The organism is Comamonas testosteroni ATCC 11996 (assembly GCF_000241525.1).
Lineage (GTDB): Bacteria > Pseudomonadota > Gammaproteobacteria > Burkholderiales > Burkholderiaceae_C > Comamonas > Comamonas testosteroni.
Window position 1 is genome coordinate 25,464 of record NZ_AHIL01000026.1, and the last position, 18,290, is coordinate 43,753.

Genomic DNA, 18,290 nt, shown 5'->3' on the forward strand with positions numbered 1-18,290 from the left:
ACTCCACAGAAGTTCGTCAGTGGGTACTGAGCTTCTTATTGCGGTTACTCCAGCAGCAATTTGCCCTCGCGCGCCACGATCTGGCCGTTGGCGATGACCAGTGAGCGAACGGGGCGGGCGGCTACGGCGTGGGCGGGCGTCTGGGCGGGCACTAGCACCAGATCGGCTCGGCTTCCGGGTGTGAGGCCATAGTCGGCAAAGCCACAGACTGCGGCACCTGCATGGGTGACGCAGTGCAGGGCTTGTTCCACTTCATCGTCGCGGCGCAAGTTGTAACGCATGCCAATGAACATGGCGCGTTCCAGCATGTCAGGGCGGCCATAGGGCGACCAGGTGTCGCGGATGCCGTCGTTGCCGCCGGCCATTGGCACGCCAGCGCGCTGGCAAGCGCCCAGTGGCGGCACGATGCGCGAAGGCGGCGCACTGGTGACCAGCGAGACTCCCAACTTGGCCATGCGTGCCAGCAGCGCGCTGCACTGGGCATCACTCACATCGCCCAGGCAGAAACCATGGCTGATAACCACCTTGTTTTGCAGGCCGTGGGCTTCGGTGCGGTCCAAAATCAGCTTGAGTGAGAAAGCTCCCATGTCACCGGGTTCGTGCAGGTGGATGTCGAGCGGCTTGTTATGGCGCTCGGCGATCTCGAACAGCACGTTCAGCGACTGAGCAGGGTCCAGGTCGATGGCGCAGGGGTCCAGACCGCCCAGCACGTCGGCCCCCATGGCCAGGGATTCATCTAGCAGCTGTGCCGTGCCTTTGCGCTGCAGCAGGCCCGATTGCGGGAAAGCCACCACCTGAATATCTTGCCAGGGCGCCATGTCCGCACGGGTCTGCAGCAGACCCGCCACATGCTGGATGCCAATTTCCGTATCCACGTCAGCGTGACTGCGGATGCGCGTGGTGCCTAACGCGAGAAACTCGCGTGCCATGCGCAGCGACTGGCTCGCACTGTCGTGCTGGGCTTGGGCGCGGTAGGCGCGCTCGTTGTTGATCTTGTCGACCAACTGGTTGCCCACCTCGTTGACGTACCAATCTTGGCCCCAGAGTGTTTTGTCCAGGTGGGTGTGGGATTCGATCAGGCCGGGCAGTAGCAACTGACCCAGGCCATCGATGCGCTCAGTGCCTTCGGGTGTGTTCAGAGAGGTGCCCATGGCCGCGATACAGCCGTGCTCGATTAACAGGTCGCAGGCTGGTTTGCCCATGGGGCGAACGTTCTGCAGTAAAAGGCTGGAAGTGCTCACGTTGAATGTTTCCTGTGGTGATGGAGCCTATCGCACAGCGCCGATTTCGGGCGTTGCGATCTGGCGCATCTTCTGGGCGTCTGTCAGGACCAGCTTGGCGAAATCAGCGGGCGTACCGCCCGATTGGCCAATGCATGCCTGGTCGAGCATTTTGATGACTTGGGGTTCGCGCCTCACTGCATTGATCTCGGTGTTCAGACGTGTCACCACAGTGTCCGCCACCCCCTTGGGGGCGAAGATGCCGGTCCATACGCCGAAGTCATAGTTGGGCAGGGCCTTGCTCGCCGACATGGCGGGGATGCCATTCAGGATTTCGCAGTTGGTCTTCGAGGTGGTGCCCAATGGCTTGACCTTGCCCTCTTTGAGGAAACCCAGCACCGAAGGCACCATGAAGTAGCCGTAGTCCACATTGCCGCCGATGATGTCGGTCAGCATGGGTACGGCGCCCTTGTAGGGGACGTGCTGTATCGACACCTTGGCCTGCTGGTTCAGCATTTCACCGGCAATGTGCAAGGCCGTGCCAATGCCGGAGGACGCGAAGGTGTCAGCACCAGCCTGGGTCTTGGCGCGCGCGAGCATGGCCTCGATCGAGGTGACTGGCACCTTGGGACCGGCGACCAGCACCATGGGCATGACACCTACCAGCGTGACCGGGCGCAGGTCCTTGGTGCCATCGTAGGCAATGGCGTTATTGAAGTGGCGGGCCAGCACGATTTCGCTGTTAGACGCCAGGATGATGGTGTTGCCGTCTGGTTTGGCTCGCACCACACGCTGGGTGGCGATGGTGCCGCCAGCGCCGGCCACGTTGTCCACAATCACCGGTACGCCCAGGCGGCGGGACAGCGGCTCGGCGATCGTGCGCGCCAGAGTGTCGGCGGATCCACCGGCCGTGAAGCCCACCACCAGGGAGATGGGGCGGTCAGGCCATGCGGCGTGGGCTAAAGCAGATGTACCAGCTAGCGACAAGGCCGCCAGGGCTTTGAGAGGAAAAGCGGGAAATTGCGCCATGGATAACTTTCTAGAGAACAGAAAAATGCCTCAGGCCGACAAGTGCCGAGCAGGCGACGAAGAACATCCACTGATGAGAGCGACGACGATGAAGAGCAGGGTGTCAAAGGCCAGGGCAACACTGCAGTAAACAGGTTTCATGGCATGTCTCTCGTACTTCCAGGGTTGGTCAAATAAAATGGTTAACCAAATTCTATATTTTGGTTGACCAAAATTTCAGATCTGACAAATATTCATGCAGGAATTGCGCGTAAACCCTGGTACTTGGCGGTGACTAGCCGCCTGACTTAAATGCAGGGCGCCCTTGCCGCTAAGATTTCACGCTTGTTGTCTTTGTGTTGTCCATGTCCGCTTCCTCCCGCCGCCTTGCTCCCAATGTCCCCAGCGAAGAGCCTGTAGCCGACGGCATAGGCAGCGTGGACGAGCGCGTCTATGAGGCAATCTCGCGGGCGCTGCTGAGCGGCAAGCTGCGGCCCGGCACGCCTTTGCGCGAGCGAGCGCTTGCCGAGGCGCTGGACTGCACCCGTGGTGCCGTACGTAAGGTGTTCGCGCGCTTAGGGGCTGAAAAGCGACTGATACTGGAGCACAACCGTGGTGCCTTTGTGCCCAACCCGACGGTTGAGGAAATGCGCAGCATCTACCGTGCACGGCGCATTGTCGAGGCCGGTCTGGTCACCAGCCTGTGCGGCCAGTTGAGCAGCGCGCAGACAGAGGTGCTGCAGCGCCATGTGCAGGCGGAACACCAGGCGCTGGAGGAAGGGCGCCGAGCAGACTCTATTCGGCTGGCCGGTGAGTTCCATCTGGTGCTGGCGCAAATGGCGGGCAGCGATGAGTTGCTGTCTTACATACAGCGCTTGGTGGCCACTACTGAGTTGTACAAAGCCTTGTTCGACAGCGTGGCTGCGACAGCATGTGCCCCTCGTGAGCACCAGGAGATCATCAACGCCTTGCTGGGCGGTGCACTCGATAAAGCGTTGGCCGTGGCCATGACCCACTTGGATGAGCTGGAGCAGCGGGTGATCGATGGTGCGGAGGTCGAGCGCGAGGTTGATTTGGTGGTCTTGCTGGCGGGTAGTTCAGGCACATCTGGGTACTAGCAGAGAAGAGTTCAGGCAAATCGTTGAGGTCTACAACGCAGGCATCAAGGTTACGAAAGTCTGTCTGGTATCGACATCAGCAGTCATTGAGCGGCCAAAACTTGATGACGGCTCTCAGCCTGGACCGACCGATCGCGGCCACCCCCTGAGCGACGGCCGGTAGCAGCCAGCCACCGAGGGCTGCTAGCGACCCAGAGGCGTCATTAGCCTCCTCGGATTCGCCTCCGTGGAACAGTTACTCACAACAGCGATGCGGGACTGGTGCAAGCACCTAATTCGAGGTACTTTCGCGGTTTGCTGCAATCAATGCGGTAGCAAACATCGAGAACTCCTTGTCAACAGCGCCTTCCGCATCAAGCGCAGCAAGTAGCGTTGCTCGAATAGTTTCGTTCGTTGTTCGATAGCAGGCATCTAGCGCATTCTGCAGGTGGGATAAACGTACAGCACGCTTCTCAATAAGCTCCGGACGGTTTAGGTCGGCGGTAGCGATAGTGATTGCACCACGTTCACTTCCTGCCTTATGCCACACGGACGGACCAAATGCGATAAGGTGGGCATTAGGATCTTCGCTGTAAGGATCAACCATTGGGCAAGTAGCATCGAATTGATCTTTTTTCGCGTTGTTGCAGCGCGCACAGCAATAGCCAAGATTGCTCCATTCGAACTCAAGCTCTGGGTACTTATCAGCCGCCTTTGGGCGGATGTGCTCGACATCTCCGAAATAGACATGTGAGACCTGGCTTTCGCAATACATACATTTGCCATGCGAAGCTCGCAGCAAAGCTTCTTTATTGTCAGGGTGCTTATAGTTTGTTTTCAGGGCTTCAGGATTCGGACATGCCGGGCGATAGAGGCGTCTCATTTTCGAGCCTCAGCGATCCTTCCCACTGCCTCAGGAAACAGACGAGAAAGTCCGGCATTACCAAGCTCAATACGTAATGCAGTCATCGACTCAGAAGTCGGGTCAAGTACCGAGTGCCTTTCAAGAATGCTGGAGAGCTTATCAACTGCCCACGGCGGCAAGGTCGTTGAAACACCGAGAACTTCATCCAGCACGTCGATTGCGTTCATAACCTCGGTTTTGAAGTCCAATAGATAGGAACGTACCTTCTTCGAATGGTCGTAGCGAAGAGCATAGACATTCGCATCTTCAACTGAGGTCACGATCAGCGGACTGTGAGTCGTGACGATGAATTTTGCATGCGGAAAGGCCGACAGTAGGCTCGGCAGCAACGTCCGCTGCATGCTCGGGTGTAGGTGGTTCTCAACTTCATCGATTACAACGGTAAATGGTGCTTTCTCGTCGGTGTCAAACATGAAGATTTGCCAGGCGATATCTATCAGCGCAGAGATTCCCCCAGAAGCGGTTTCAAGTAAGAACTCATCTGCCCCCCCATTACAGATGAACACGATCTCATAGTCTCTGACTTCAAGATCCTCGAAGCCAAGCGACTGCGGCAATATGAGTCTTAAAGCATCTCGGAACCCTTCAAAGTTCCTTATCTGCAGGGGGTCTGGTGGCATGATTGTCTTTGTCGGACTGCGCACACCGTAGCCATTGATCATCCACCCGAGCAGAGTATTCTTCATGAGGAAACTACTCGGCATATCGTTGTGATGTCCGGCGTGCTTACTCATTTGATTGTGCTGAATTTCATCGAAAGCGGTCTGTCGCTCCTTGCGAATGGTATTGATCTGACCTACGCGCCTATAAGAGAAGGTTTGACGATGAGATGGAATGTAGAAGAAGCGCGCTGGCTGCTGGTTGGAGATGGCCACTTGATACTGTGCTGTCTGTGCCTCCGGAACGATGAGTGTTGCCGTGGAGCCATTGCTGTATCTAAGTGCGCCGATTGAACGATCGCTACTTGTCTTCTGACTGGAGGATCTGAATAGGGAGAAGTACTTGAGAGCTTTGGTTATAAAGTCATTTTTCGGCGTGGCAAGCGACTGTTGATGCCATCCCCGGTGCCTCGCTAGCAGGGATAGGATTGTTGTCTTACCACTTCCGTTTGCTCCCGTGAGTATGGTTGCTCGTGGATGGAAGCTGATGTCTATCTCAGCGAACTGTTGCCAACTATGCAACTTCAGTTGTTCAAAATCCACGAAATTCTCCCTTGGTCTTTTTTCACTTCATGCAGGGCCTCAGTCTAGGCCGTCAATATGATAATGGCCCACAGGCTAGGTACAACCTTTATGGTAGATCGCAGATACCAACGTTGTTTGATTGCCGTCACTCTCGAACGGCTGCTAATGGCCGGTAGCAGCCAGCCACCGAGGGCTGCTAACGACCCATTGACGTCATCCGAGCTTTGTCGACGGATAGCTGGTGTGCAGCGCTTGCTGCCGCTCATGGTCGCAGGACGAACTACCGGCCATCGCCTCATGCCAGTATCGGAGTACCAAGAAAGTCGCTTCTTCAATGACTGTTTTCAGGTCAGCAGCAGCCCTTCGTTAACAGGCTGTTCTCTGGACGCTGGAAGTCCGCGATCATGACTCACGAATAAGTACTATCGACTCATCGCTGTCGATTGAACTGTTCCGCTCTGTGCCTGCTTTGCCACAGTTGCTCCTGCTTATTTCAGCGATGGGGCAAATATCGGACACTGCTGCGTAGTTGTCGTCCTGAGCATCAAAAAAATCGATCCGCAATGACTGGTCTAGGTTAGCAGCTCTCAATTTTATGTAGGCGACACATATAATCTGAATTAGTGAAAGTGTTGAACTATAAATGAAGATGCTAATAATCAACTATTAAATATCTGAATTTCTACGTTAGGTGGAAATTTCGAGTAGTAAATTCTCGAAATTTTTCATAGATCATGAGGTCGTTCAAGGCGCATAACGCATTGGAGAGAGAATCACATGCCATTCGGAGCGGGAGAAATTGTTCGGTTGGTTTTTTGGATGTTTTTGTCAGCATTGGCCCTGGCGCTGGTGTTAGTAGTTTCATTTGGGAGAACCGCCAGAACTAGAGTTCTTGGAATATCTTTCGTTCTCTGCTTATTTTCAGCATTAGTGGCGCTAGGCTACTATTTGCTTATTGCTAAGCCTAATCAAATCGCAGCAGAAGAAGCCAAGAGTCAAGGTAATACGGGTGCAAAAGAAAGAAAAGCAAGGTACGAAGCGGCTAAATCGCTGTTTAACGAGCGGTGTAAGATGGCTGGAGAGCAGATTTATAGGTCCGTTGACGACGTAGAAGGGGTTTTTTTGCTTAATGTGCGACCCGGCATTGATGAGCGAATTAAAAATGAACGAAATCCTCGATGGGCTGATGCAGGCTTACCGCAGCAGTATGGAGGCATTGAATACATTCGGTCTTTCATTGAATGGGAGCATCAGCAGCATCCGCCAGAACGAGGATATCTTAACGGCTGGCCTGTTGCTGATGATAAGTACAAAAAGCTCCCTGGTTATTCTTTTGTGGATGTTAAAGAAGATGGTGAGCAAATTTACCGCTATCACCTTGAGCCAATTCCGGGATCACCAGTTCTTCACAAGGAGAAACTGAATGATGCACCGGCCCGCTATGCCATTTCTTACCGAAGCCTTGCCGTCCCTCAGGACTGGGTGGCAGGAACCACCGTGACAGTCACGGACACAAAGGTCGATGAGATCATTGCAGAGAAGACATGGTATTCATTTGAGCCTGGTATGGGGAGCCTTGCTGGCCATCGAATTCCTTGGCAGTTTGCAGTGACTTGTCCAGAGCTTAATGGGGAGTCAAAGCGCTACCCCACGCGCATGTTTGTTGATCAAGTATTGAAACCAAAGAAGGGGGAATGAAATGGCTACAGAAATTGCAACCTATCTGAAATATGCTGATCTGCAGATGGCGGCGGAAGCCTTTCTGTTGCCAAAACCTCTGCACCGGGATTGACCTTTACGGGTGCTTTGACAATTGAGAGCTGCCGTTCAGGCTGTCTGGCGCGCAACAATGCAGCAGTTTTCCGGTTTGAGGCGTACAGCGGACGCCTGGCCAGATAGCTGGTCAACGTCTGGTATCGGCATCAGCGGTCATTGGAACCTAAAACACGAGCGGCAGCAGTCAGCCTGCAACCGACATTGGCATCGCTTAGCTGAAATTCCGCTTCTGGCCGGTAACAGCCTGCCGCCAAGGAATGCTCACGACCCGTTGCTGTCGTTCGCTGCGCCTTGATCAATGCCTGCAGTCTTTCATTGCGACATCAGCATCGGCGACTCCAAAGCCAGTATCTGCTACTGGACTGCCGCCGATTCAACTTCTTATGAGTTAAAGCCTCCTCAAAACCCCGGGGCGGTCCAGTGCAGGCTTTTCGCTGGGTCGATACATCAGTTCGAATCAGCCTCTGGGTAGTCCTGAGGGCGTCTTCGAAAATTCCCAATTTTCAGCGAGCGAGATTGTTACGACGATGGGTCCACTCAGTTCAAGTGGAGACAAAAATGCGATTCGAATTCCGTTCCATTGCCACACCGGCCCGACATGCAGTGCGTGCCTCGTTCATCGCTGCGACCCTGTCTGGCGCGCTGGCGATGGCGAACCCCTTGTCTTTTGACATGGCAACCACCCCAGAACAGCGATTTCAACTGGCCTTGGAAGCCCAGACTGCAGGTGACTACGCCCCTATGCTCACGTTGCTGCGCCAGGCGGCCCGCGATGGCGAGGCACAAGCGCAGGAAACACTGGCATGGGTGCTTCTGGCAGGCCCAACCCTGTACGGCGCTGCGGTAAAGGCAGATCGCTGCGAGGCAGCTCACTGGCTGCGGCAAGCTGCCGTAAAGGGTAGTCAAACGGCCAGAAGCCAGTTGAATTTTCTGAACCGCCTGCGAAATGCACCGAGTGGCCAGACGGCCTGCGCACCCGAGTGGAAGGGGTGATATGCGCAAGATCCCTTTTCAGATCGCAGCGTCATCTTCAAGTATGTGCCATATGCCCAACGCGACTGGGACACGGCACTGTGTGGCCGCTACTGGCTGCTACTGGCCGATCAACGACAGTCGAAGATCGGCCGGTAGCTTGCCTTCCAGGTTCACCCTTGCTTGACTTTGGCCTTGCTGGAACCTAAGGAGGAATGTACTGAGCTTGATCCTCGGAGTTCATTGACCACTCAAGCGCTTGCCAAATGACACCGCATAGGCCTGGGAGCGAAAGCGGAGCACCGGATCATTGGTGGGCGCAATGCCGTCGGCCATCACCATCGGATCAAAGTTGATCGGCTCGCACAAGCCTCCTTTCTGAGTCGAAGCGCTCGTGATCGTCAAGGTGCCGGCCTTGAACTCAGGTCGCTGTGCGGGCCATGATTGCGTGGGGTCGTCCTGGGGGTCACCCGGCTGCCCGACCGTCACCAGCATGTCCCAGCGAGCCGGTTTATTTGATGTGCTGCTAATCAATGCGGTTTCCAGAAAGTCCGTTCCAGCCGTCTTCAGCGCCTCGTTGCTTAGAGGCTTCTCTCCTTCCTGCGGTACGAAGCGCCAGCGCACCAGAGTCACCTTGTCCTGTGCATTGATGAACTTGAAGGTGTGAATGCCAAAGAATGCGCTGCGGGTGTAGCTGTCGGGAGGGTTGTGGCTGGCCAGGTATTGCGCCTGAGCCAGGCTGTCAGGATGGGAGGCCCTGAATGCTTTGAGCTTGTCCGGATCCGGTTTGCCGGTGGCTGGATCGGGGCGCTGAGCCTCGGTCAGGTCCAGAAACGTTCCGGGGTGGGCGGCGCCGAACATGGGGGTGTTCAACATGGACATCTGGTGCAACTGTCCCTTTGGGAGCTTGAATTGCAGGGCCATTCCACGCGCGCTTTGGGTAACATCTGGAACCTTGGGGTTTCCTCCTGCCAGCGAGAAGCGCGCAATCACCGGAACGGCTTGGCCGGAAAACAGTGCAGAGCGCGAGTATCTGGCGGCCTCGGCGGTAGCGGTGAATTCGCCCACCGCGCAGGTCCCCTTGATGTGATTGCGGCGCTCTCCCTGATGAACGCCAAAGGTCGCTTCCAGAGCCTGGACCACCCGCGGTGCCGTCACCTCCTGCTCGGCTGCCAGGGCGAAAACCGGCGACACCACCATGACAGAGCTCAGCGCGAGCTTCATTTTTCGGAGCTTCATTGTTTCTTCCTCTTGATGATCCAGGCTTGAGTTCTCAGGGCTTGGCGATGTGCCAGCTGTTGTTGAGCAATCCATCTCCCGTTCTGTCTCCGGGCTTGGCATCCTTGGCCCAGTAGTAGAGAGGACGGCCCTTGTAGGCCCATTGCTGATCACCGTTGTCGCGGACAACCAAGCTCCAGTCGCCGGTAGCCGTCGCCCCCGGGGCCACCGTCAGAGGCGGCCAGTTCGTGGCGCAGCCACCGTTGCATACGCTCTTGCCGGATCCGGCGGCGTCTTTGTCGAAGACATACAGCGTCATCTGGTTGGGGCCCACGAGCACGCCATTCATGGCAGAAGCGGGCGTCTGCGCCTGGGCGGCAGTTGTCACGGCACAGGCCGCCAGGAACACCGAGGTGAGGGTGGCGAAGGAAGCGAGACGGGTCATGGAGATCTCCTTGAGGTTGACCTGCTGTAAACAGTTCAAGGACGCTGTTTATTCCATTGAAAACTCTGCCCGTTCATCCTCCGAGGCTGTCCGGGCAGAAATCGCCCTGCGCAGTGCAGCGCAAGGCGATCCGCCCATTGATACCCGAATGGATCTGCGATTCCACTCCTTGAAGCACAGGCTTCGCCGGCCTCAACGACCGGTAGTGATGCAAGCGTGAGCTTGAAGTCAGGTTCAAGGTCAAGCGCGGATTGCGCGAGAATGGCGTACATGAAAATCGGAGAACTCGCCCAGCGCACAGGTCTTGCCGCATCGCGCATTCGTTTTTACGAGCGCATCGGCCTGCTGAGCGTTGCCCAGCGTCAGGCCAACGGCTATCGCAGCTATCCCGAAGAGGCGGTGCTGGCGCTCAGGCTGATTGCCACGGCGCAGCGGGCCGGCTTCAGCCTGCAGGAGCTGCGCCAGCTGCTGCCCGAGGATCTGGAGCATTGGCAGCATGACGAGTTGCTGGCCACGCTGCATCGCAAGCTGCAAAGCATCGATCTGATGCTGGCACAGCTGACGCAAAATCGTGCCGAACTGGGCGAGCTGATCGCCCAGATCGAGGCCAGACCCGAAGACATGGACTGCGCCGGCAACGCACGGCGTGTGCTGTCGCAAATGCGCTTGCTGGGGCGGGACGAGGAGGCGACAGGCTGGCCCGCTCAGCCCAGCAACTGAGCCACCTGCAGGGCAGTGGCCCGGGCCGACTGCGGGTTTTGCCCCGTCACCAGCCTGCCGTCCGTCACCACCTTGGAGACAAAGGGCAGCCGGGCTTTCTCATATTGGGCACCGCGCTGGCGCATCAGCGCTTCGGCGTTGTACGGCACTTTGCCAGCCACGCCGGCCAGCCTTTCCTCCAGCCAGGAAAAGCCTGTCAGCCTGCGTCCGGCGACCAGCAGCGAGCCATCGGACAGACGGGTTTCGAGCAGACCGCAATAGCCGTGGCAGACCGAGGCAACGACGCCACCGTGCTCATGGATGTCGCGCGTGATGCGCTGCAGCCCCAGCGAGGATGGAAAGTCCCACATCACGGCATGGCCGCCGGTGAAATAAATGGCATCAAAGTCTTGCGCGTCCACGGCATCAGGGGCGGCCGTGTTGGAGAGCAGGGCCATGCGCGCTGCATCCGCCAGCCATGCCCTGGCCGTGGCATCCCGGTTCGGCCATTTCAGCGAGCGCGGCTCCAGCGGCGAGTGGCCGCCCAGCGGGCTGACCAGGTGCTGCGCGTAACCCCGCTGGGCAAAGACTTCCCAGGCATGGCTGAGCTCTGACAGCCACAGGCCGGTAGGCTCGGCAGGGTCATCGTAATGGGCGACGTTGCTGACGACGTGAAGAATGCGACGGGGCATGGGGAGTCTCCTGTGGCTCCCAACTTAAGCTTGAAGTGCAGTTCAATGTCAAGCATGCAGTGTGCTCGAGGTATTCCTGTTTTGATAGCTTTAATCGATTTATGGGTAAGGGATTGGGTTGGTTTTTATTGATATTTCCCGAGCCGCGCTGCCAGCCATTCCGCTTTGTGATGGGGGCGGGCCCCAGCCTGGCTGCTGAGGTTTGCTTTATGCGTTAAGTTTCAAGCTGCTGTCCCTGAGCGTGTACATGCTTGGCGGACCTGAGTTTCTCGGATTTGTCTTGAAAGGTGCCCATGGTGCACAAGCGTTCTCTCGTAAAAGCCTTGGCAGTTGCCGCCCTGGTACCTGCCGCATTGCTGGCCCAGGCACAGGATCTGGCCGTGACCGTCGGCGTGACGGCCGGCCCCCACGCCCAGATTGCCGAAGTGGCCAAGCAGGTTGCAGCCAGGCAGGGCCTGAAGGTCAGGCTGGTGGAGTTTGGCGACTTCATCCAGCCCAATGCGGCGCTGTCCACCGGCGATCTCGACGCCAACATCTATCAGCACCAGCCCTTCCTCGATGCCCAGAACAAGGACCGTGGCTACAAGCTGGTGCCCGTGGCCAAGGCCGTGAACCAGCAAATGGGTGTGTACTCCAGAAAGGTCAGGAAGCTGGCTGATCTCAAGAGCGGCGCGCGCGTGGGCATTCCCAACGACCCCACCAATGGCTCGCGTGCTCTGATGGTGCTGGCCAAGCAGGGATTGATCACGCTCAAGGCCGATGCCGGTGCGCGCGCCTCGGTGCTGGACATCACGGCCAACCCCAGAAAGCTCAGGTTTGTCGAGCTCGAAGCCGCCCAGCTGGCCCGCGCCCTCGATGACCTGGACGCCGCGGCCGTCAACAGCAGCTATGCCGTGGCAGCCGGCCTGTCCCCCCAGGGCGACTCGCTGGCGCTGGAAGATGTGAACACGCCTTATGTGACCGTGCTCATCGTCACGCGCGCCGGCCATGAGAACAGCAAAGGCCTGCAGGCGTTTGTGAAGGCCTACCAGTCACCCGAGGTCAAGGCCTTTGTGGAAAAGACCTTCAAGGGTGCCTACACAACCGCATGGTGAGCGCATGAATCAGCCCTGGAATCAACTGGATGAGGCGCTGTTCGAGCGCGCCAAGACCTTGCTGGACGAGGAATGGCTGAGCCGTGACGCCGATCTGGCGCCGCTGCTGCCTGTGGTGCTGGAGCGCGGTGTGGGCCAGGATTGGCACAAGGCTGGCACTTTTCGCCACCATCTGGCAGGCGTGGCGCGCTCTCTGGCGCTGTGGCAGCAACCCAGGGACGTGCGCCTGCTGGGTCTGCTGCACAGCGTCTACGGCAATGCCTTTGTCGATCTGGTCAAGTTCGATGCCGGCAATGAGCGCGAGCAGCTCAAGCGTCTGATCGGCGAGCAGGCCGAGCATCTGGTCTATCTGTTCTGCACCATGAGCCGCACCCAGTTCGTGCAAAAGCTGCTGGCCGGCGATATCGCGGCGGACGGCAGCATGCAGCTGGAGCGCAACGGCCCCGAGCCGCGCGAGACCATCAGACTCACCGCCTATGAAGTGGCTGTATTCGCGATTGTCAGCATGGCCGACAGCATGGAGCAGTGGTTCAGCTGGCAGGAAGACATCTACTCGCGCTTCCCGGCCGTGGACCACAGTCGTCAGCAGGCCGTGCACTGGGCGGCGTCTTTGTGGCCCGGCCCCATGCGCCCGAGCAGCCGCATGCTCAGCCAGATCAGCGGCCTGGGCCAGGCGCTGCAGCATCCTGCACTCAAGACCCAGCTGCCGCTGCCGCCCGTTTTTGCGAATTGCAGCCAGCTGCTGAGCGCTGGCAACGAGGCAGCGGCCGTAGCGCTGTACTGGTCGGTGATTCAGCTCGATCAGCCGCTGGTCGATCTGGATGCAGCCACCGCCACGCTGGAGCAGGCTGTGAGCCTCAACCCCTGGGTGGGCGAGCCGCAGATGGTGCTGGCCCAGCTCTACCTCACGGCAGGGCGCAACGCCGAAGCGGCCGCCGCCGCCTGCGGAGCGCTGCAGTGCTTCAGCAGCTGGGGCAATGCCTGGGACAAGCGCGTGCAGTGGGACGCCTGGATGGCCTGGGCGCGCATTCTGCTGCAGTCGGCCGAGCAGGGCAGCTGGCCTGCTCGGCTGGACAAGCTCAACAATGTGGCGCTGAATCAGATCTGAACTGGATCTGAAATTGATAGCTGCCAGCGCTTGATGGATAAGCGCTGCAGGCTGTTTTGAGTATGAAAAAAAGCCCCAAGGCCTTGCGCCTGGGGCTTTTTGTTGGCAAGCAGCCGTGCTTACTTGGTGCCGAAGATACGGTCGCCCGCATCACCCAGGCCGGGCAGGATGTAGCCATGGCTGTCCAGCTCGCGGTCCACGGCGGCGGTGTAGATGTCCACATCGGGGTGGGCGGCCTGCATGGTCTTCACGCCTTCGGGGGCGGCCAGCAGGCACATGAACTTGATGGACTTGGGCGCGCTCTTGTCCTTGAGCTGCTGCACGGCAGCCACGGCCGAGTTGCCGGTGGCCAGCATGGGGTCGACGACGATCACGTCGCGCTCGCCCATGTTTTCGGGCATCTTGTAGTAGTACTCGACTGGCTTGAGGGTCTCGGGGTCGCGGAACAGGCCGATGTGACCGATGCGCGCGCCGGGCACCACGTTGAGCATGCCGTCCAGGAAGCCGTTGCCGGCACGCAGAATGGAAACCAGCGCCAGCTTCTTGCCGTCAATGACCTTGCCCATGGTCTTTTCCATGGGGGTTTCGATCTCGACATCCTGTAGCGGGAAGTCGCGTGTCAACTCATAGGCCATCAGCGTGGACAGCTCGCCCAGCATGCGGCGAAAGCTGTTGGTCGATGCTTCCTTGCGGCGCATCAGTGTCAGTTTGTGCTGGACCAGAGGGTGGTCGATCAAATGCAGAGTGCTCATGTTCTTGGTCTTTGTGGTGAAGGCAGGCAGGCCCGCTTGTGGCGGACTCGTGCTTGCAAAAAATGGGATCAGGCGGATGCGGGCAGGGCCGCAACGGACGCTATTTTCGCTGTCACTCGGACAGCAGGCTGGCAAAACGCTCTAAATCCACATTGCCGCCGCTGATCACAATGCCCACGCGCTTGCCCTTGAGCGGCAAACCGCCGTGTATGGCAGCTGCCAGAGACAGCGATCCCGTGGGTTCGACCACGATTTTCATGCGCTCGGCATAAAAGCGCATGGCCTGGACCAATTGCTCGTCGTTAACGGTAAGAACTTCGTTCACTCGCTGCTGGATGATGGCAAAGGTCAGATCGCCCGGCGCCTGGGTCTGGGCGCCGTCGGCAATGGTGCGCGGCGTATCGATCTTGACGATATGGCCGGCGCGCAGCGACTGCTGCACATCGTTGCCCGCTTCGGGCTCAACGCCGATTACCTTGCATTGCGGAGCCAGGGCGTTTGCGGCCAGCAGGCTGCCGGAGAGCAGACCGCCGCCGCCCAGGCAGACAAACAGATAGTCCAGATCCGGCACTTCCTCCAGCAATTCCTTGACCGCCGTGCCCTGACCGGCGATCACGTCGCGGTGGTTGTAAGGCGGGATCAGCGTCATGCCACGCTCGGTCGCCAGCTTGTGGGCGATGGCTTCGCGGTCTTCGGTGAAGCGGTTGTAGGTGACGACCTGGGCGCCATAGCCGCGCGTGGCCGCCATCTTGGAGGCCGGCGCATCCTCGGGCATGACGATCAGGGCGGGCATGTCCAGCAACTGGGCCGCCTGGGCAATGGCCTGGGCATGGTTGCCGGAGGAAAAGGCCAGGGCGCCGCCCTTGCGCTGCTCGGGTGTGAACTGGGCCAGAGCGTTATAGGCACCGCGAAACTTGAAAGCGCCTATGCGCTGCAGGTTCTCGCATTTGAAGAACAGGCGCGCGCCCAGCTGTTCGTCCATGGTGCGGCTGGTCAGCACCGGCGTGCGGTGGGCTACGCCCTGCAGGCGCTGGGCAGCGGCCACGACATCGTCATAAGTGGGCAGGGGGGCGGTGTTTGTGCTCATGGCAGGACAGGCTGAGGTGGTGACTGAGCCCATGATAACGGGGCATGCTCCACTCCAGCCCGAATCGCTGCGTTGTCGCTTGGCTACACGTCGATGGCGCCCAGCAGGCCATCGAGAAGATAGAGAAATACGAGCGGAAAAGGCATGCAGGCCTTTATTGAGAGGGGCTGGGGGGCTATTTAATCAGGAGCGATCACCTGCTTGGGGAAGTGCTGGTGCAAACGCCTGTAGCGGCTCCAGAGCAGGGAAGTCACCGGCGCGCTTGGCCTGCATGGCACTCACGGCCTCCATGACATGGCGGTTGCTCCAGATGCCGCTTTGCACCCAGCCCATTTGCTGCAGCGAGTCGCTCACGCTGTGGTCGCGCGCGTAGTTGATCACCTGCTTGCTGCCCCAGATGGCCACGGGCGGCTTGGCCGCAATCTCGCGCGCGCAGGCGAGAGCTGCTGTGACGGTGGCTTCGGGCGTGTCGTAGACGGCATTGACCAGACCGTGGCTGGCGGCCTCCTGCGCGGTCATGCGGCGGCCGGTGTAGGCCAGCTCCTTGACGATGCCCAGCGGCATCAGCTTGGGCAGGCGCTGCAGACTGCCCAGGTCGGCGGTCATGCCGATATTGATCTCCTGCACGCAGAAAAAGGATTCGGCGCTGGCATAGCGTATGCAGGCAGTGGCCACCAGATCCAGCCCTCCACCTACGCAGGCGCCCTGAATGGCGCAGATCACGGGCATGCGCAGGGCTTCGATCTTGTTGAAGGTGGACTGCAACTGGGCCAGGGTGTCGATGATGGCGGCGCGGCCCTCGGGCGTGCGGTCATTGGGCGCAAAGGCGGGGTCGGCAAAGGTATCGAGTGCCATGCCGGCGCAAAAATGCTTGCCCGTGCTGCTGATGACCAGCGCGCGCGACTGGCCGCTGCGCTGCAGTGTGTCCAGCACCAGGTCCAGCTCCTGCCAGAACCTGGGATTCAGAGTGTTGAAGGCATCGGGGCGGTTGAGCACCAGATGGGCAATATGGTCGACCAGGTCCAGGCGAAAGCTGCTCAGACCGGCGGTCAGCAAGGTGTCGTCAGAGGTATGGGGCATGCCGGCATGGTGTCTTGCTGCGTAGGCCGCGCCAGTCACACTTGCGACTGCAGACAGAAAAACCGGTCTGGGTCAAACCTGCGGTGCCAGTCGTTCCCTCCTGGGTGCAATGGAGCGGCTGGTAAAGAAGCTGGTGAAGAGGCAGATGCTGTGTTCCAGCAACTTCAACCAGGATCAGGCAGTCAGGGCCGGCGCTTTGTCTGCGGTATGGACCTTAAACACGGCCACCATGCCGGTCAGGCGCTGGGCCTGGTCGCTCAGAGAGACAGCGGCAGCCGTGGATTCCTCGACCAGGGCAGCATTTTGCTGCGTCATCTGGTCCAGATTGGTCACGGCCTGGTTGACCTGGCTGATGCCGTCATGCTGTTCCGTGGCCGAGGCACTGATCTCGCCAATCATGTCCGAGACCTTGCCGACGCTGCTGACGATTTCTTCCATCACGCGGCCTGCCTGGGAGACCTGGTCTGCGCCTTCCTGGGCGGCGTCCACGGAGGTGGTGATGAGCGCCTTGATCTCCTTGGCGGCCTCGGCACTGCGGTGGGCCAGGGCGCGCACTTCGCCGGCAACCACTGCAAAGCCTCGGCCCTGTTCGCCGGCGCGTGCAGCCTCGACCGCTGCGTTGAGTGCCAGGATATTGGTCTGGAAGGCGATGGAGTCGATCACGCCGATGATGTCGGAGATGCGGTGTGCGCTGTCGCTGATGCGTCCCATGCTGCTGACCACGGACTGCACCACATGGCCGCCGCGCTGAGCGACCTGTGCGGCATTGCCTGCCAGATGGTTGGCCTGGCGGGCGGTGTCCGAGGCCTGTGCGACGGTGGCGGTCAGCTGCTCCATGCTGGCTGCGGTTTCCTCGAGATTGGCGGCGGTCTGCTCTGTGCGTGCGGACAGGTCGTGGTTGCCAGTAGCGATTTCGGCCGAGGCGGTGCTGATGGAGTGCACGCTGGTGCGTACATCGCTCACCAGGCTGCGTAGCTGGGCTGCCATGGTCGAGACGGAGCTCAGCAGGCGGCCGAACTCGTCATGACGGTCGTTGCCGGCGGTTACCGTGAGATCGCCCTGTGCAATGGCCTGGGTCAGTTCCACGGCTTCATTCAGAGGCTGGGTGATGGAGCGGGTGAGGGCCAGCGCCAGGCCCAGGGCTGCGGTCAGCACCAGGGCCTGCACCACCCAGGACAGCCAGATCGCTTTTTGCTGGTCTTGCTGCAGCTGAAGGCTGGCGGCGTCGCGCTGCTGCTCCTGCAGCTTCACAAAGTCCTGCAGCGAATCGACATAGCGGCCGATGGCGCCCAGATATTGCAGGCGGATGAAGTCGCGCATGGCGTCGATATCGCCGCTCAGCTTGATCTCCCTTGCCTGCTTGTTCAGCGCCAGAACTTCGGCGCGCACGGCGGCGATCTTCTGCAGGGCTGCCTTGTCGGCATCGCTTTGAGCCAGTTTGATGACTTGCGCCTGCAGCGCCCCGTTGACGGCCACGCCTTCGCTGACGCGCTCGTCCATGCGCTGGGTCAGCGCTTCGTCGGTGGTCATGTTGCTGGTGAGCACGCGTTCGCCCGTGGTCTCGGTCGCACCTTTCCATTGAAGAGCGAGATTGATGCGATTGTCATAGTCGGTCAGGGTCTGCATGCCGGCCTGCAGGGCCTGGGTGGACGAGTGCTGGTTCCATAGCGAAACGGCCAGCATCATGGTCAGAAGCCCGCCCAAAGTGCACCACAGCTTGGTGGATACACGCCATTGATTGAATTGCATTGGCTGAAAATTTGCAAAAGCACTGCCCGACCGGAGCGAACTGGTGGTCTGCGGCAAGACCGGGCAGCGTGGTTAGCGTAGAGGAAAGAAGCGGCTGTGCCAGCAGGCAGCAGCACATGTCCAAGAGACTGGCGGTTGGCACCAGGGGATGGATTTATTATGTATCGACATAATGACTGCCGCC

General features: G+C 59.1%; 17 protein-coding genes. 6 read left to right on the forward strand and 11 right to left on the reverse strand.

All coding sequences use genetic code 11. The features are described 5' to 3' along the window. Nucleotides 1–44: 44 nt before the first annotated feature. On the reverse strand, nt 45–1,241 hold the full coding sequence (locus tag CTATCC11996_RS09710) for an amidohydrolase family protein (protein ID WP_085959851.1): 1,197 nt from the start codon (nt 1,239–1,241) through the stop codon (nt 45–47). Nucleotides 1,242–1,268: 27 nt separating this feature from the next. Next, nucleotides 1,269–2,249 carry a Bug family tripartite tricarboxylate transporter substrate binding protein gene (locus tag CTATCC11996_RS09715; RefSeq protein ID WP_003075590.1) on the reverse strand — a complete coding sequence of 327 codons (981 nt, stop codon included), beginning with the start codon at nt 2,247–2,249 and terminating at the stop codon, nt 1,269–1,271. A 344-nt stretch (nt 2,250–2,593) separates the two neighbouring features. Between CTATCC11996_RS09715 and CTATCC11996_RS09720 the strand changes: the two genes are divergently transcribed. Continuing rightward, nucleotides 2,594–3,346: a GntR family transcriptional regulator gene (locus CTATCC11996_RS09720; RefSeq protein ID WP_034348653.1), complete on the forward strand. Its 753-nt coding sequence runs from the start codon at nt 2,594–2,596 to the stop codon at nt 3,344–3,346. A 271-nt stretch (nt 3,347–3,617) separates the two neighbouring features. Here the strand turns inward: CTATCC11996_RS09720 and CTATCC11996_RS24960 are convergent, their stop codons facing one another. Next, nucleotides 3,618–4,208 (reverse strand): HNH endonuclease, encoded by a 591-nt coding sequence (locus CTATCC11996_RS24960; RefSeq protein ID WP_003075595.1) that lies wholly within the window; start codon nt 4,206–4,208, stop codon nt 3,618–3,620. Further along, nucleotides 4,205–5,452, reverse strand: coding sequence for an AAA family ATPase (locus tag CTATCC11996_RS09730; RefSeq protein ID WP_003075598.1), 1,248 nt, complete (start codon nt 5,450–5,452; stop codon nt 4,205–4,207). The genes CTATCC11996_RS24960 and CTATCC11996_RS09730 overlap by 4 nt, the downstream gene beginning before the upstream one ends. 759 nt (nt 5,453–6,211) lie before the next feature. Here CTATCC11996_RS09730 and CTATCC11996_RS25500 point away from each other — a divergent pair. Then, complete coding sequence (locus CTATCC11996_RS25500) at nt 6,212–7,132, forward strand: hypothetical protein (RefSeq protein WP_138983852.1); 921 nt, start codon at nt 6,212–6,214, stop codon at nt 7,130–7,132. A 636-nt stretch (nt 7,133–7,768) separates the two neighbouring features. Further along, nucleotides 7,769–8,203 carry an SEL1-like repeat protein gene (locus CTATCC11996_RS09740; protein WP_003075604.1) on the forward strand — a complete coding sequence of 145 codons (435 nt, stop codon included), beginning with the start codon at nt 7,769–7,771 and terminating at the stop codon, nt 8,201–8,203. A gap of 219 nt (nt 8,204–8,422) precedes the next feature. Here the strand turns inward: CTATCC11996_RS09740 and CTATCC11996_RS09745 are convergent, their stop codons facing one another. Together CTATCC11996_RS09745 and CTATCC11996_RS09750 are read right to left on the reverse strand one after the other, a co-directional pair. Further along, complete coding sequence (locus CTATCC11996_RS09745; RefSeq protein ID WP_034348659.1) at nt 8,423–9,421, reverse strand: catalase family peroxidase; 999 nt, start codon at nt 9,419–9,421, stop codon at nt 8,423–8,425. A gap of 34 nt (nt 9,422–9,455) precedes the next feature. After that, entirely contained in the window at nt 9,456–9,845 is a 390-nt protein-coding gene (locus CTATCC11996_RS09750; protein ID WP_003075607.1) for a COG4315 family predicted lipoprotein, read from the reverse strand. Nucleotides 9,846–10,115: 270 nt separating this feature from the next. On the opposite strand from CTATCC11996_RS09750, the gene CTATCC11996_RS09755 reads away from it, so the two are divergent. Then, nucleotides 10,116–10,565 carry a MerR family transcriptional regulator gene (locus CTATCC11996_RS09755; RefSeq protein ID WP_003075610.1) on the forward strand — a complete coding sequence of 150 codons (450 nt, stop codon included), beginning with the start codon at nt 10,116–10,118 and terminating at the stop codon, nt 10,563–10,565. On the opposite strand, the gene CTATCC11996_RS09760 is transcribed toward CTATCC11996_RS09755, so the two are convergent. Further along, complete coding sequence (locus CTATCC11996_RS09760; RefSeq protein ID WP_003075611.1) at nt 10,550–11,236, reverse strand: type 1 glutamine amidotransferase domain-containing protein; 687 nt, start codon at nt 11,234–11,236, stop codon at nt 10,550–10,552. The genes CTATCC11996_RS09755 and CTATCC11996_RS09760 overlap by 16 nt on opposite strands. A 293-nt stretch (nt 11,237–11,529) precedes the next feature. Here CTATCC11996_RS09760 and CTATCC11996_RS09765 point away from each other — a divergent pair, with 293 nt between their 5' ends. Beyond that, complete coding sequence (locus CTATCC11996_RS09765) at nt 11,530–12,330, forward strand: MetQ/NlpA family ABC transporter substrate-binding protein (protein WP_003075612.1); 801 nt, start codon at nt 11,530–11,532, stop codon at nt 12,328–12,330. 4 nt (nt 12,331–12,334) lie between these two features. Further along, entirely contained in the window at nt 12,335–13,438 is a 1,104-nt protein-coding gene (locus tag CTATCC11996_RS09770) for a DUF6817 domain-containing protein (protein WP_003075613.1), read from the forward strand. A 119-nt stretch (nt 13,439–13,557) separates the two neighbouring features. Here the strand turns inward: CTATCC11996_RS09770 and upp are convergent, their stop codons facing one another. The 4 genes from upp to CTATCC11996_RS09790 all read right to left on the reverse strand — a co-directional run bounded on the left by upp (nt 13,558) and on the right by CTATCC11996_RS09790 (nt 18,106). Continuing rightward, a complete protein-coding gene (gene upp / locus CTATCC11996_RS09775; protein ID WP_003062768.1) occupies nt 13,558–14,190 on the reverse strand; it encodes a uracil phosphoribosyltransferase in 633 nt (210 codons plus the stop codon). Nucleotides 14,191–14,302: 112 nt separating this feature from the next. Further along, nucleotides 14,303–15,277, reverse strand: a complete 975-nt coding sequence (locus CTATCC11996_RS09780; RefSeq protein ID WP_003062769.1) for a threo-3-hydroxy-L-aspartate ammonia-lyase — start codon at nt 15,275–15,277, stop codon at nt 14,303–14,305. A gap of 183 nt (nt 15,278–15,460) precedes the next feature. Next, nucleotides 15,461–16,357, reverse strand: coding sequence for an enoyl-CoA hydratase-related protein (locus tag CTATCC11996_RS09785; RefSeq protein WP_003075615.1), 897 nt, complete (start codon nt 16,355–16,357; stop codon nt 15,461–15,463). Between the two features lie 174 nt (nt 16,358–16,531). Next, a complete protein-coding gene (locus CTATCC11996_RS09790; protein ID WP_003075616.1) occupies nt 16,532–18,106 on the reverse strand; it encodes a methyl-accepting chemotaxis protein in 1,575 nt (524 codons plus the stop codon). Between the last annotated feature and the right edge of the window lie 184 nt (nt 18,107–18,290).

Coding starts and splice junctions, on each gene's coding strand:
- CTATCC11996_RS09715 (WP_003075590.1), bottom strand. CDS start 2,249: ATGGCGCAATTTCCCGCTTTTCCTCTCAAAGCCCTGGCGGCCTTGTCG.
- CTATCC11996_RS09720 (WP_034348653.1), top strand. CDS start 2,594: ATGTCCGCTTCCTCCCGCCGCCTTGCTCCCAATGTCCCCAGCGAAGAG.
- CTATCC11996_RS24960 (WP_003075595.1), bottom strand. CDS start 4,208: ATGAGACGCCTCTATCGCCCGGCATGTCCGAATCCTGAAGCCCTGAAA.
- CTATCC11996_RS25500 (WP_138983852.1), top strand. CDS start 6,212: ATGCCATTCGGAGCGGGAGAAATTGTTCGGTTGGTTTTTTGGATGTTT.
- CTATCC11996_RS09740 (WP_003075604.1), top strand. CDS start 7,769: ATGCGATTCGAATTCCGTTCCATTGCCACACCGGCCCGACATGCAGTG.
- CTATCC11996_RS09745 (WP_034348659.1), bottom strand. CDS start 9,421: ATGAAGCTCCGAAAAATGAAGCTCGCGCTGAGCTCTGTCATGGTGGTG.
- CTATCC11996_RS09750 (WP_003075607.1), bottom strand. CDS start 9,845: ATGACCCGTCTCGCTTCCTTCGCCACCCTCACCTCGGTGTTCCTGGCG.
- CTATCC11996_RS09755 (WP_003075610.1), top strand. CDS start 10,116: ATGAAAATCGGAGAACTCGCCCAGCGCACAGGTCTTGCCGCATCGCGC.
- CTATCC11996_RS09760 (WP_003075611.1), bottom strand. CDS start 11,236: ATGCCCCGTCGCATTCTTCACGTCGTCAGCAACGTCGCCCATTACGAT.
- CTATCC11996_RS09765 (WP_003075612.1), top strand. CDS start 11,530: ATGGTGCACAAGCGTTCTCTCGTAAAAGCCTTGGCAGTTGCCGCCCTG.
- CTATCC11996_RS09770 (WP_003075613.1), top strand. CDS start 12,335: ATGAATCAGCCCTGGAATCAACTGGATGAGGCGCTGTTCGAGCGCGCC.
- upp (WP_003062768.1), bottom strand. CDS start 14,190: ATGAGCACTCTGCATTTGATCGACCACCCTCTGGTCCAGCACAAACTG.
- CTATCC11996_RS09780 (WP_003062769.1), bottom strand. CDS start 15,277: ATGAGCACAAACACCGCCCCCCTGCCCACTTATGACGATGTCGTGGCC.
- CTATCC11996_RS09785 (WP_003075615.1), bottom strand. CDS start 16,357: ATGCCCCATACCTCTGACGACACCTTGCTGACCGCCGGTCTGAGCAGC.
- CTATCC11996_RS09790 (WP_003075616.1), bottom strand. CDS start 18,106: ATGCAATTCAATCAATGGCGTGTATCCACCAAGCTGTGGTGCACTTTG.